Source organism: Vibrio owensii, from assembly GCF_002021755.1.
In the GTDB taxonomy this organism is placed as follows: Bacteria; Pseudomonadota; Gammaproteobacteria; order Enterobacterales; family Vibrionaceae; genus Vibrio; species Vibrio owensii.
The window spans coordinates 3,394,001-3,406,100 of the sequence record NZ_CP019959.1; the positions used below are offsets into that span (position 1 = coordinate 3,394,001).

13 protein-coding genes and 1 pseudogene are annotated in these 12,100 nt (G+C 44.3%); 9 read left to right on the top strand and 5 right to left on the bottom strand.

Annotation, left to right across the window (positions count from 1 at the left end; translation table 11 throughout):
• Nucleotides 1-64: 64 nt before the first annotated feature.
• From A9237_RS15895 to A9237_RS15905, 3 genes are all read right to left on the bottom strand, one after another.
• Nucleotides 65-1,492: an APC family permease gene (locus tag A9237_RS15895; protein WP_078608610.1), complete on the bottom strand. Its 1,428-nt coding sequence runs from the start codon at nt 1,490-1,492 to the stop codon at nt 65-67.
• Between the two features lie 525 nt (nt 1,493-2,017).
• Nucleotides 2,018-2,647, bottom strand: a complete 630-nt coding sequence (locus A9237_RS15900; protein ID WP_078608611.1) for a LysE family translocator — start codon at nt 2,645-2,647, stop codon at nt 2,018-2,020.
• Nucleotides 2,648-2,743: 96 nt separating this feature from the next.
• Nucleotides 2,744-3,655 (bottom strand): LysR family transcriptional regulator, encoded by a 912-nt coding sequence (locus A9237_RS15905; RefSeq protein ID WP_078608612.1) that lies wholly within the window; start codon nt 3,653-3,655, stop codon nt 2,744-2,746.
• 151 nt (nt 3,656-3,806) lie between these two features.
• On the opposite strand from A9237_RS15905, the gene A9237_RS15910 reads away from it, so the two are divergent.
• The 5 genes from A9237_RS15910 (at nt 3,807) to thpR (ending at nt 8,082) form a co-directional block, all read left to right on the top strand.
• Entirely contained in the window at nt 3,807-4,667 is an 861-nt protein-coding gene (locus A9237_RS15910; RefSeq protein ID WP_078608613.1) for an SDR family oxidoreductase, read from the top strand.
• A gap of 130 nt (nt 4,668-4,797) precedes the next feature.
• Nucleotides 4,798-5,736: a LysR family transcriptional regulator gene (locus A9237_RS15915; protein ID WP_020197648.1), complete on the top strand. Its 939-nt coding sequence runs from the start codon at nt 4,798-4,800 to the stop codon at nt 5,734-5,736.
• Between the two features lie 365 nt (nt 5,737-6,101).
• On the top strand, nt 6,102-7,049 hold the full coding sequence (locus A9237_RS15920) for an LpxL/LpxP family Kdo(2)-lipid IV(A) lauroyl/palmitoleoyl acyltransferase (protein WP_078608614.1): 948 nt from the start codon (nt 6,102-6,104) through the stop codon (nt 7,047-7,049).
• Between the two features lie 102 nt (nt 7,050-7,151).
• Nucleotides 7,152-7,550 carry a fosfomycin resistance glutathione transferase gene (gene fos / locus A9237_RS15925; protein WP_078608615.1) on the top strand — a complete coding sequence of 133 codons (399 nt, stop codon included), beginning with the start codon at nt 7,152-7,154 and terminating at the stop codon, nt 7,548-7,550.
• 10 nt (nt 7,551-7,560) lie between these two features.
• Nucleotides 7,561-8,082: an RNA 2',3'-cyclic phosphodiesterase gene (thpR, locus tag A9237_RS15930; RefSeq protein WP_078608616.1), complete on the top strand. Its 522-nt coding sequence runs from the start codon at nt 7,561-7,563 to the stop codon at nt 8,080-8,082.
• Between the two features lie 70 nt (nt 8,083-8,152).
• Here thpR and A9237_RS15935 read toward each other — a convergent pair whose 3' ends face one another.
• A complete protein-coding gene (locus A9237_RS15935; protein ID WP_078608617.1) occupies nt 8,153-8,587 on the bottom strand; it encodes a MarR family winged helix-turn-helix transcriptional regulator in 435 nt (144 codons plus the stop codon).
• Between the two features lie 96 nt (nt 8,588-8,683).
• Between A9237_RS15935 and A9237_RS15940 the strand changes: the two genes are divergently transcribed.
• Nucleotides 8,684-9,178 carry a DUF2798 domain-containing protein gene (locus A9237_RS15940; protein WP_078608618.1) on the top strand — a complete coding sequence of 165 codons (495 nt, stop codon included), beginning with the start codon at nt 8,684-8,686 and terminating at the stop codon, nt 9,176-9,178.
• 20 nt (nt 9,179-9,198) lie between these two features.
• Nucleotides 9,199-9,498 (top strand): DUF3861 domain-containing protein, encoded by a 300-nt coding sequence (locus tag A9237_RS15945; RefSeq protein ID WP_039989264.1) that lies wholly within the window; start codon nt 9,199-9,201, stop codon nt 9,496-9,498.
• Nucleotides 9,499-9,590: 92 nt separating this feature from the next.
• Here the strand turns inward: A9237_RS15945 and A9237_RS15950 are convergent.
• A pseudogene (locus A9237_RS15950) lies at nt 9,591-9,764 on the bottom strand (carboxypeptidase M32); the annotation flags it as partial.
• A 92-nt stretch (nt 9,765-9,856) separates the two neighbouring features.
• Between A9237_RS15950 and A9237_RS15955 the strand changes: the two are divergent.
• Together A9237_RS15955 and A9237_RS15960 are read left to right on the top strand one after the other, a co-directional pair.
• Nucleotides 9,857-10,330: a hypothetical protein gene (locus A9237_RS15955; protein ID WP_078608619.1), complete on the top strand. Its 474-nt coding sequence runs from the start codon at nt 9,857-9,859 to the stop codon at nt 10,328-10,330.
• A 366-nt stretch (nt 10,331-10,696) separates the two neighbouring features.
• Nucleotides 10,697-12,025, top strand: a complete 1,329-nt coding sequence (locus A9237_RS15960) for a hypothetical protein (RefSeq protein ID WP_078608620.1) — start codon at nt 10,697-10,699, stop codon at nt 12,023-12,025.
• The last annotated feature ends 75 nt before the right edge of the window (nt 12,026-12,100 follow it).

Genomic DNA, 12,100 nt, shown 5'->3' on the forward strand with positions numbered 1-12,100 from the left:
TAGTTCGCGGCTTTTTGCTATCTGAAGAAACACTCTTTGGCTATGTAAAGAAACATGGATGCGATTAATTCGCCATCGCCTCAATCAATTGGCCTTCTCGGCGACGCTTACGATTTCGGTACATTACGGCACCAATCGCTGGCAAACTAAAGGCGATAAAGCCAAGAATCAAAGCAGATGCGCCTGTTTGAGCGCTGATACCTGCTGGCACATCGAATGAAACGAAGATGGTCACCAGACAGCTAACCAAGCCTAGCGTCGCCACTAGCATCATACCGAACTTGCCACCAGGTACGCGGAACGGGCGTTCAATATCGGCGTGTTTACGGCGTGAGACCAAGAAGCTGACAAAGATACAGATGTACATCACCATGTAGAGTTGAGTCATCAGAATATTCAACAGCCACATGCCTTGGTTCACGTTAGGCACCAAGATGAACACCAAAGAAAGCACACTTACAATCGCACCTTGCAGCAACAGAAGTGGAACTGGTGCTTGGTTCTTGTTTTCTTTTGATAATGTCAGCGGCATGAAATGGTCTTTCGCAGCGACATGTAAGCTCTTAGTTGGTGCAATGATCCAGTTATTCAGACTCGCTAAGCTACCAAACACAATCGCGAGCGCGATAACTGGCAGCATGAACGACATGTTCAAATCATCGAAGAACGCCTTGAACGCCAGAATAACCCCTTCGCTTAGGCTTGAATGATCGCTCGATACTACGGAAGAGATGGAAAGTGAACACGCGGTTAGAGAAACCAGAATCAACACAGTTGAAGCAATAAGTGCCTTTGGATAAGTCTTTTGCGGGTTATCGACTTCACTCGCGTAAGAGGTGGTGATCTCAAGCCCTGTTAGAGAAAGCACAACCGCGGTAAAGCCGGCACCAATGCCATCTTGTGAGAAATCAGGTAACCAGTCAGATGCATGACGAAGTGAAATATGCGATTCACTTGGATTGGTGTACGCCCAGTAACCGCCTAAGCCGATGATCAGCAGGATAGGGAAGATAAGCCCAAGCGTACCGAACACATTCGTAATGAGCGAAGACAAACGCAGACCGAAGATATTCACCAAAGTCAGCGCCCAGAAAATCACGTTAATCATGATCAACATAAAGATGTTGTTCTGGGCTAGTTCAGGGAAGAAAGGATACGCACCGGTTGCGACGATAAACGAGATGAGAGGTGGGTAGTACACGATGTTCTCAGCATACTGATACCACACGGTCGCAAAGCCAAAGTTTGGACCTAACGTCTCTTTACCCCACAAATACACACCGCCTTGTTGCGGGTAGGTGGTACTCAATTCTGCACACACTAATGCCGTAGGGACGAAGAAGCAAAGACCTGCCAGTAAGAAGAAAGAGATGGCGTGACTACCAAATAAGGCGGCACCCGGAATGTTCCTTATGCTGTCGACGGAAGTAACCGTAATCATGATGACAGAAAAGACACTGAGTTTGACGGCGGATTTGGCGATATTGCTCATTCGATACCTTTAATTATTGAGCCACGTGTCTCGGACGGAGAACCCGCGTGCTACAAGTAAGACGGGCGTATTGTAGGGCTGCACGAATCTGCCGGTATATAGCCAAAAATGGTATGTATTTACTCAAAAATGAACCGAAATCTCAGTGGTTTAATCGTAATCAATTTAAACGTTTGCTCTGGTCAAAAAACGCAAGATTGCGTTAAAAAATGCATATTAAGAAATGTGTTTATAGCGAATTATTTATTACCAGAATCCTAGAAATTTGGTCGAAATACGCCATTGTTTGACTCTAACCTTGGGGGAAGGTCTAGATTGAGGGCGGTTAGAGTGATTTAGAAAGTGGAGAAAACCATGGGATGTTGCAATCAAGCGCCAAAAGGCGGCACCGGAAAACTCTCTTATCTGCTGGGATTGGTGGCGGTGCTATTTGTCGGGATCTTAGTATTGGCCGCAGTTTTTGGCTAACAGAACAGTATTAAAAAACACGCCCTAGAGCGTGTTTTTTGTGTCTGTCATTGGGGGCTAAAAACGGGTGTTAGCTAACCCAATGCCAAAGAAGATAAACAGCCCACCACTCAAGTAGTTCAACCACTTACTGGTTTTGGAAGAAGTGAGCAGTGCTTTCACTTTGGTGGCAAAGAAGATCACAAACAAAAACCAACTCGCGACGATGCTTGCCTGTAGCGCACCCAACATCATGCTTTGTTCAAGAATGTGTTCGGGTTGCACAAACTGAGGGAAGATCGATAGGTAAAACAATACGATTTTTGGGTTCAGCAGATTGGTCAGTAATCCTTTCGCAAAGGCTTGTTTTAGCGTCTGCTCTTCTATCTTGCGGTCGAGCTTTAGCTTTTGGTCTGCCAGCTTAAGGCCACTTTTCAAGTTATTGATTCCCAGCCATACCAAGTAAGCGACACCCATCCACTTTAAAATATTAAATGCTAACGCGGACTGAGAAAGCAGCAGGCTCAAACCTTTCGCCGATACAAACGCATGGATCAGAAAGCCTAGCGCCACGCCAAGGATATTGGCTATCGCGAAGCGGCGGCTTTGCGTCAGGGCTGTAAACAAAATCAGCAAAGCGTTAGGGCCGGGTATCACAGCCAGAAAGAAAACGATGCCGCCAAACGCCAACAAGGTGTCGAAGTTCATACTTGTTCCAATTAAAGAGAATGTCTCATAGCTATTATGGCGAGACTTTACACCCGCATGTGTTGAAAAACAAACGATTAGAGTGCGACGTCATCGTCAGTTTTGACCGGATAAAAACGCTTCGATATAAGACTTTTTCTCTCTTATAAAATCGATAAACAATTGCGACTTCTGCGGTAAGTGTTTTCTGTCCTGATATACCAAGAGCATGGTTTTATCTTGGGGGACCCAATCATCCAAAATCACCGTGAGCTCTTGGGTTTGCAATTCTTTGTAGAGCATAGACTTTGGCAGATAACAAACGCCTGCACCGTCTAAGCAAAGTTGTTTGCTAACAAAGAAATCATCGGTTGTGACACTGCCAGCTTCGGTCACTTCGACCACTTCATCTTTCAAGCTAAACCGCCAAGGTAAAAAGTAGCCCTCCACGTGATTGCGGATGCACGGCGCTGCATTCAATTGACGCGGGTGTTCGAACTTGGGTAGAGCGTTAGCCAGAGCGTTTGAAATGGCCAAAACATACTTCACGGGAGAGAGCGAAATCGCCACCAAAGAAGAATCGCTCAATGGGCCTAAACGAAAGGCGAAGTCCAAACTCTGTTTCGTCATATCCTGATATCGATTAGACGAAGCAAGGTTGATCTTAATCGTGGGATAGCGTGCTTGAAACTCCGCAAATAGGGAGGCGAGTAGGTTCTGACTGAGTGCACGAGGTGCAGTGATATTGAGTGTGCCAATCGGCTTGCTCGCGGCATCTTCCGCTTCATGATAAAGCTCGCTGACCGTATCTGCGATTAACTGTGCTTTGGGCAAGACTTGTTGGCCGAGTTCAGTAAGCGACAATGAGCGAGTGGAGCGATTAATCAACTTGCCGCCAAGCTCAGCTTCCAACTGCTGAATCTTCCTACTCACGGTTGTTGTCGGCACATTGAGTTGCCTTGCCGCTTCAGCAAAGCTATTGAGCTCAATGACGCGCGCAAATAAAGGCAAGGCTGATATCTCTTTCATGTTAACTCTATTTTTCTTCATCCCGAATATGGGATAGTGAAGCCCAGATTAGCTATCTAGTCAATTTTTACGGGATTAACTAAAGTTACTCCATACCGCAGCGGCATGCTGCAAATACAGAACATACGCTCAATCTCGGTAGGAGAACATCATGGACATTCTAGTTTTAGGCGCAACAGGTAACACAGGCTCAGAAGTGGTTCGTCAACTACAACAAACAGGCGCAGATTTTGGTGTCATGGTAAGAAGTGCCAACTCAACAGCAACCATGAATCTTCAGCCAGAACAAGTTCGTGAGGGTGACTTTACCGACGTTGCTGCGATGGAAAAAGCGATGCAGGGTGTAAAACGTATTTACGTTTCTATGCCGATTCATCAAGACAACAAGCTTTGGGTGAAGAACGTCATCGCAGCGGCAAAAGCAGCGAATGTTGAACATGTTGTTAAGCTATCGGGCATGGGGGCTAAGAGCGATGCGGATTCAGAAATCATTCGTACCCACGTAGTGACCGATGATTTAGTCAAAGCATCGGGCTTGGCTTGGACCATTATTCAGCCTAACTCTTTTTTCCAGAACCTCTTTGGTAGCTTAGCGACCATCAATGCAATGGGTAAATTCTTCTTACCGCTTGGTGATGCAAAACAAAGCGTGGTGGATATTCGCGATGTGGCGGCAGTGATTGTTGAATCGCTTATTGGAGAAGGTCACGATGGCCAAACGTATTTGCTTTCTGGCCCTGAGGCACTGACTTTTGCACAGCAAGCCGAAGTGATCTCTCAAGCGTCAGGCAAGCAAATCGAATATGTGGCTGTTTCTGAACAAGACGCCGCCGCAGCGATGAAAGAAGCAGGAATGGATGAATGGTTCGCCAATGCGTTGGCTGAAATCATGGCTTGGTTCGGAACGGGGGCTTACACAGAAGTGACGGACACCGTTGAGCGAGTGACTGGTAAGCCAGCACGCAACTTCGATGACTTTGCGAATGAATTTGCGCATGCCATTGAGAAATAACATCCTAAGAATTTAATGACAGGGAAGCCAAGTGCTCCCTTTGTCGTTATTTGAATGTGAGATTTCAAACATGCTTATCTTCTCTAAAGCTTTATAATCATCAAGAGATTATCAAATAGGATTAGATAATATGTTGCTTGAAGATCTTCAAGTAGTGCTCAAAGTCGCTGAGTTTCGTAGCATTACAGGAGCCGCGACCGCATTAGATATGAGAACCGCCACGGCCAGCGCGGCGGTAAAAAGAGTCGAAGCTTCTTTAGGGGCTGAGTTGTTTGTGCGAACCACGCGCCATTTGCGTTTATCCAGTGCGGGTGAGCGTTATCTTCCTCAGTGTGAGAAAGCACTCGAACTGTTAGAACACGCGAAACAGAACATGCGTGAAGATCTCGACATTATTGATGGGGAAGTGCGAATCGCGCTTTCTTCCGATTTAGGACGAAACTTAGTTACTCCTTGGCTCGATGAGTTTATGGACAGTTATCCGCAGGTGACGCTGAGAAGCAACATCAGTGATAGCAACGTGGACTTCTATCGAGACTCTGTCGATATGGCACTGCGTTACGGTGCACCGACAGATTCCAGCATGTATGGGTTTAAAATCTGCAATGTGCCAAGGTTATTATGCGCAACACCAGAATATCTTGCGGAACATGGAACGCCTAAGCACCCACAAGACTTAATCGAACATAATGGTTTGTTGTATCAACTCCACGATACGTTGCAGGATGTTTGGGGATTCAGTGACGGTGATAGTGAACACAAGGTCAAACTCAAAGGCAATCGAGCTTCCAATGATGGCGATTTAGTCCGACGTTGGTGTGTCTCTGGAAAGGGCTTGGCTATCAAATCGTGTTTAGATATGTCGCAAGATTTGCTAAAAGGCAACGTAGTGAATGTCATGAGTGAATACAAACCAACACCAACGGAACTGTGGCTGATTTGTCCGAGCCGACAATCAATTACGCCAACCGTAAGATTACTGCGTGATCTGTTCAGAGAAAAAACTAAAGTCATTCTTACTGATCTGGTGGAAAGTGGTTTATTGGAACAAAGCGTACTTAAAAACTGACTCAACAAGGGAGCCTTTTCGCTCCCTTTTTCCTTTTATTGGGCGATAGACGAGAGAGACACTCTCGGGACGCTCACTCTTTCAAAATTCATTTCTCGAAACGCAACTACTCGCTGCGGCGGAACTACCGCTTGTCGTCAGTGCAGTAAGCCGCATTTTTATGGCAATTCGACGAAAATCACGGCATTTTTCTTAGATTTGATAAAGTCGCCCGCAATCTCCGAAAGTTCTTATTGTGTAGCGTGTCAAAGAGGCCTACACTCCGCGCGCTTTAGTTTTTAATAAGCACAGTCAATGATAATAACTTTTCGTATTTATCGTTGTTTTAAGGATTTTTATAGACGAATTCGTCTGATGACACACTCATGAATAAGCACAAAGCACCAAAATTCAAGGCAGAATTTTTGGCACCTCGCTACTGGGGCACATTGATCATAATTAGTATCATGTACCTTCTTAGCCTCCTTCCATTTCGTGTACAACTCGCGCTCGGAAGCGGAATTGGTCGCATTGCGATGCGATTAATGAAAAAACGACAAGTCACGATAAAACGTAATTTAGAGCTGTGTTTTCCAGACATGAGCGACCAAGAGCGTGAGGCGATAATAAAAGAAAACATCGACAACGCGGGTATCGCACTGTTTGAAACCGCGATGGCGTGGTTTTGGTCAGATAAACGTGTCAGCAAGCACGTCAACATCGAAGGAATGGAACATATCGAAGCGTTAGAACAACAAGGCAAAGGTGTTCTGATGTTAGCAGTGCATTCCATGAATCTAGAACTTGGTGCGCGAGCATTTGGGATCCAAAAGTCGGGTTCTGGTGTTTACCGCCCAAACAACAACCCATGTTTTGACTACTTCCAATACAAAGGACGTTCTCGCTCGAATCGTACTTTGATTGATCGTAAAAATGTAAAGGGCATGTTGGAAGCACTGAAAACAGGCCAGCGTGTTTGGTACGCACCTGATCACGACTATGGTACACGTCGATCGACGTTTGCGCCTTTGTTTGCGGTAAAGCGTGCCTGTACAACAACGGGAACCAGCTTGCTGGTGGATGCTACGGATTGTGCCATTGTGCCATTTACTATGGTTCGTGAAAGCAATGGGCAATACACTTTAACTATTAGCGCGCCAGTTGAAGGCTTTCCAAAAAACGATCCAGACCAAGCGGCAGCGTTTGTAAATAAGATTGTCGAGAAGTCGATCATGGCATGCCCTGGGCAGTACATGTGGCTGCATCGTCGCTTTAAAACTCGTCCGGATGGGGAATGTTGTTTGTATAAACCCCAACTTGTACCTGCGATGTAACCTACGAGCCCAGACATTTGTTCTGGGCTTTATTTTATCTGTCGATTCATTTCTGCTTGGTTGTTTGCCACAATAGCGACGTTTGATGACCAAGGATGAACCATGCTGACAGGATTGAACCACATTACGATAGCGGTGAGTGATTTAGAACGCTCGCTCGATTTCTATATCAACGCGCTCGGTTTTAAGGGACACGTGAAGTGGAAACAAGGCGCGTATCTTTCTTTGGGTGATCTATGGCTTTGTTTATCCGTCGATAAGCCAGACGAGAAGACTGATTACTCCCACATCGCTTTTTCTATCTCACAGCAAGACTTCACGGACTTTTCTCACAAGCTTATTAAGTTCGATATTGCTCAGTGGAAAGAGAACAAGAGTGAAGGGGATTCGTTGTATCTTCTCGATCCTGATGGGCACAAATTAGAAATCCACAGTGGTGATTTGTACTCGCGATTAGAGAGCATAAAGCATCAACCTTATCAAGGTTTAGAGTGGTTGTAGGAGCGTTTAGATGAGATTATTTTTCGCCCTCACGTTTGATAAAGGCAGTAAATCACAGCTCAAGCAGATCCAAGATAGGCTTCAACACCATGAGATAGAAGGGCGCTATACTTGCGTCGATAATTTTCATATTACGTTGGCTTTTATCGGTGAATCGACAGAAGAACAAACGCAGCGTCTTATTGATATTCTTCATCAACTTAGCTGCCGTTGTGAGCAGGTTACGGTCGATCACCTAGGTTCATTTCGCCAAAGTGGCAGGCAACTGGCTTGGTTGGGGATTAAAGATAATTTAGCGGTTACAACACTGCAAAACGAACTCATAGAGGCATTAGAACAGCATGGCTTTGTGACGGAGTCACGTGACTATGTTCCTCACATCACACTTGCTCGCCACGTCGATAAACAAGCACCACTTGATGCTGTTGAGATATCACCTTTACCACTTCCGATTTATTCTATCGCTTTAATGGAAAGCAAAACGGTTGATGGGAAGCTCGTTTATCACGCGCTAGAAGAAGTAGTTTGCTAGCACTTTCTATACATCAGTTCAGCCAGTAATCCATAATGGCTGAACCGATTTCAAAAATGATTACCGTTTTTTAGCTTGGCTTTTTCGACAGGTTTTCTGCCAGTTTCCCAGCGACAAGTTGGAACGCTTCTAGCTCTTCCTCAGACACGTTTAACGTCATCTTTTGAAAGATCTCAGCATCGACGGCTTTGATCTTCGACAACACTTCATTGCCTTTCTCGGTGGTCAACAAACACTGGCTGCGTTTATCTTCTGGATTCGGTCTCTTCTCAATAAAGCCTTCTTCAATCAATGTCTTAATTAAGCGTGTGACTTGTGCTTTATCTCGGTTTAAGAAGTTCACCACATCCATTGCCGTACATGGTGACTGTTTGCTAATGATTTTTATCACCCGTACATGCATAGGCGCGATAGGGAGTTCTAGTTGTTCAATATGCTCGTGCAATTGACGCTTTAAGACGTGCACAAGATGGAACAGATTATCCAGCGATTTTGGATTCGACATGTAACACTCCAAATAAAAGTGGTTGACATTGTCAACTAAATAGCTATAGTTGACATTATCAACTTAATTGAGAGTAACTTCAAGAGCGAGAATTGAATGACAGAATCCTTGACCATGTCGAATGAACTGACACAACCGGCGAAGACGCCACTGATTCATAAAATTGCTGTTGTATTAGGGATGATGACACTCATGGGAGGGACACTGACAGGCGTAATGACTTACATGAACGTAGGCTATTCCGATTCTTTCTTCAGCGATTGGTTGCGCTCATTCTTGATGGCGATTGTCGTCCTTATGCCAACGGGTATGGTGATGATGACGCTAATGACCAAACTGGTTGGCAAACTATTTAGCCGCGCCAGTGAAAAGCAGAAGAACCTTGTGGTTGGTGTCTTTATGGCACTGATTATGGAATCCGTCATGGCATTTATCACCGCCGCTAACAACATAGGGTTTGAGGACGTATCCTTATTTGGAGCTGCTTGGTTAAAAGGACTTTTCGCTGCGTTACCTGTAGCAATGGTGTTGATGACCATTACATCCATGACCATCAAACCGAAGATTGAACGCTTTCTAAAAAGCGAGTGAATATTGATTGGAGAAATGAGATGAGAAAAGACAACCACTACCGCATTACTATCGAAGAAGTAAACGTAGAAGAAGGCCGTGAAGCAAAAAGCCTGAGCTTTGAAGTCCAAGATCGCGAAGACATGTTGAACATCGTAGATAAGATCGGCCAAGGCAGCGGATTAGAACCTGCAGATGCGACACGCGTTGGTGTTGCCCTTCGTCTGCTTGGTCCTGTGATGATGAAAGATCGCAAGCATCCGTTATTCGTTGATTTCATGCCGCACTTCAGAAACTTCATGCAAAATATGAAGAGTACGGTGAAACGTAATCTAGCTTAATGATAAGTTTCTGAGCGTTTTGAGTAGACTCTAGCGCAAACAAAAAGGCTGGTATTAAACCAGCCTTTTTTTGTGTGATGACTTGCCGAACGTTATTTACCCAAGTATCGGCTTTCTAGATGTGCTTTAAAGTGTTTCGCGTTTAACACTTCACCTGTAGCCTGCGTCACCAAATCATCGGTCGAGAACAAGCTGCCTTTGCTCCAGATGTTGTCTGATAACCAAGTAAAGATCGACGATAGGTCGTCGGAGCGAATCATTGAATCTTATTTGAGTGACTTCCCATATCTTTTTATTGTGTAAAACAAAACGATAAACGATTACAATTAATGAAGTTAGAGGCTGTGGAGAATAATAAATGCCAAGAATTAGTAAAGCGGAGATGGAAGCAAAACGTGAATTGATAAACACAGAGGTTTTCAACTTATTTTTGGAAGAAGGGTTCGATGCCATCAACATGTATAACGTTTCAATTAGAACCGGTATTCGCCAAAGCACACTACAAACGTACCACAAGGCAGATACCTTACATACTGCGTTGACTGGCAGAGTTGCTCCATACTTTTTTGCTAAATTGAACATGGAATCGTTAGAAGATTTTGAAAAGAGTTGGATTGATGCGTTAAATGACTCAGGTTTCTGCAACATCCTAACCTTGTTGGTGGGTCACATCGCTGCCAGCGAAAAAGTAGGGAACTTGGCCTACAAAGGATTGATGGGTCTAATAAATGCGGTTGATGGGAGTTTGGGTAAGGAAGGGAAGGAGTTACTTTACAAACTTATGGGCTTCAGCATGATTGAAATTGCAATCAAGAAAGGAATGAAGGAGTAGAGTTAAATGCCCAACAAACATTAATTGGTTGGGCACTTTTATTAACCTGTTTCAGTATAACGTGGATCAGTTCATTACAAATTGAACGGTGTTTGATGCATCATTTTGTATTGGTTGCTCCTCTAACCACAATAAGACTAACAATTTTCCACTCACCCACAGTTTAGATAAAAAACGTCATATCAATAGCTTATGAGCAGCTAAACTCCCCCAAAAGTAAACGAATCGATTGATAATAATTTTATACCGTTTTTAAATTCGATAAAATTCTTTACATCTTGAAATCAAAAGCTATAATTCTTTCATTATACCGTTATGGATAACGATAAACGATTAGTGTCAATCTTAAACTCAAGGTGTGTAATCATGAAATTATCGAAAATCTCTCTCGTTCTATTCGGTACTTTAGTACTTATTGGTTGTGACTCTGATGACTCTGCTTCTGAAGTCGCAGCGCGCACAATCACTCTATCGACTGATGTAGTTATTGATGACATCGTTGGTGCTCAGGCTGAATTTCCACCAACTCCTAATGGTGAAGTTGTAATACGTCAAATCGATGCAAACGGTTATAGTCACTTCCTACGAGTGGATGGTTATGAAGTACGCGTCACTGACTCTGTAGATGGTTATGGTAGAGACTTCACTATCCCAGCTGATAAAATTGGTAACATTAACTCTGGAGACGTGTTTGAATTTGACGTATACGGCGGTGCTAAAGTTGAGCTTGTATGGGTGGGTGAGCACACCAACGAAGGCTCTTACAAATACTACACAGCGTATGCAATGACTGAGCTAGACCGAACTCAGAATTCCATCGTTCTCGAAGCGTACAACCGAGATTACGGCTTCGTGACTGCTGAAGTAACAGAAGATATTGACGGCCTTAACTCTACCATCAACAACAACAACTTTGGTCTGGTAACATTTAAGATAGAAGGTACGGGTCGCAAAGCGGAAGAAGTGACTGACCCTTACTACTATGGTTACACTATTGGTGCGGCTGACGTTCTCCTAATGAGTGCTGTCAATGGTGGAGTGTATGAAGATACCATTCCTGTGGAGGGGGCTCAGTGGTTTGATATGGGCGAGATTACCATTGGGGAAGACGGCAGTATTATCATTAAGGATCCTGTCTTCAACCCAATAGTTCCAACTCCTCCGTCTGAGCCTATTGTAGACAACTCCAAGATTACTGGTGCTAAGATTGTCGGTATTCATGCGAATACCGGTGCTGTGACTCTTAAAGGTGATAACAAGGAAGCGTACGTGTATCCTGATGCGTACAGCCCACTGTTTGACGGCACAAAGACTCTTAATCAATACATTATTGATATCGACGTTACCGGAGTTGATGTCTTGAATGGCGAAGGTGATGCGTACGCCAACATTTACCTAGTGTCACAAGTAGGTAACAAGTCGACGCTTCGCAAGTTTGCTATGGCAGTTGAAGCTGACCCTGAGACTGGTAAAAAAGCTATCTGGACTGTAGACGAAGATAAGGAAGGGATTTTTTACGAGAAGTTCGAAGATATGACTGATTTCAAGTTGCACTACGGCGAGTACTTTGTTTACAACTGGCCTGACTCTGGTCGTTTGAATACTAACTTTATCGTTCGTCTAGGCGATAGTATGCACGACGCCACTGGAAGCACTTGGTCTGTGAACAAGTTGACAGTGACTACTGTTGAATAATAAAAACTGGTTTACCCTACCATCAGGGAGCCTAGGCTCCCTTTTTTTCGTTTGGTTGATTAGCTCTAGTCATTT

Coding starts and splice junctions, on each gene's coding strand:
- A9237_RS15905 (WP_078608612.1), bottom strand. CDS start 3,655: ATGAAAGAGATATCAGCCTTGCCTTTATTTGCGCGCGTCATTGAGCTC.
- A9237_RS15920 (WP_078608614.1), top strand. CDS start 6,102: ATGAATAAGCACAAAGCACCAAAATTCAAGGCAGAATTTTTGGCACCT.
- A9237_RS15935 (WP_078608617.1), bottom strand. CDS start 8,587: ATGTCGAATCCAAAATCGCTGGATAATCTGTTCCATCTTGTGCACGTC.
- A9237_RS15915 (WP_020197648.1), top strand. CDS start 4,798: ATGTTGCTTGAAGATCTTCAAGTAGTGCTCAAAGTCGCTGAGTTTCGT.
- A9237_RS15960 (WP_078608620.1), top strand. CDS start 10,697: ATGAAATTATCGAAAATCTCTCTCGTTCTATTCGGTACTTTAGTACTT.
- fos (WP_078608615.1), top strand. CDS start 7,152: ATGCTGACAGGATTGAACCACATTACGATAGCGGTGAGTGATTTAGAA.
- thpR (WP_078608616.1), top strand. CDS start 7,561: ATGAGATTATTTTTCGCCCTCACGTTTGATAAAGGCAGTAAATCACAG.
- A9237_RS15955 (WP_078608619.1), top strand. CDS start 9,857: ATGCCAAGAATTAGTAAAGCGGAGATGGAAGCAAAACGTGAATTGATA.
- A9237_RS15895 (WP_078608610.1), bottom strand. CDS start 1,492: ATGAGCAATATCGCCAAATCCGCCGTCAAACTCAGTGTCTTTTCTGTC.
- A9237_RS15945 (WP_039989264.1), top strand. CDS start 9,199: ATGAGAAAAGACAACCACTACCGCATTACTATCGAAGAAGTAAACGTA.
- A9237_RS15910 (WP_078608613.1), top strand. CDS start 3,807: ATGGACATTCTAGTTTTAGGCGCAACAGGTAACACAGGCTCAGAAGTG.
- A9237_RS15940 (WP_078608618.1), top strand. CDS start 8,684: ATGACAGAATCCTTGACCATGTCGAATGAACTGACACAACCGGCGAAG.
- A9237_RS15900 (WP_078608611.1), bottom strand. CDS start 2,647: ATGAACTTCGACACCTTGTTGGCGTTTGGCGGCATCGTTTTCTTTCTG.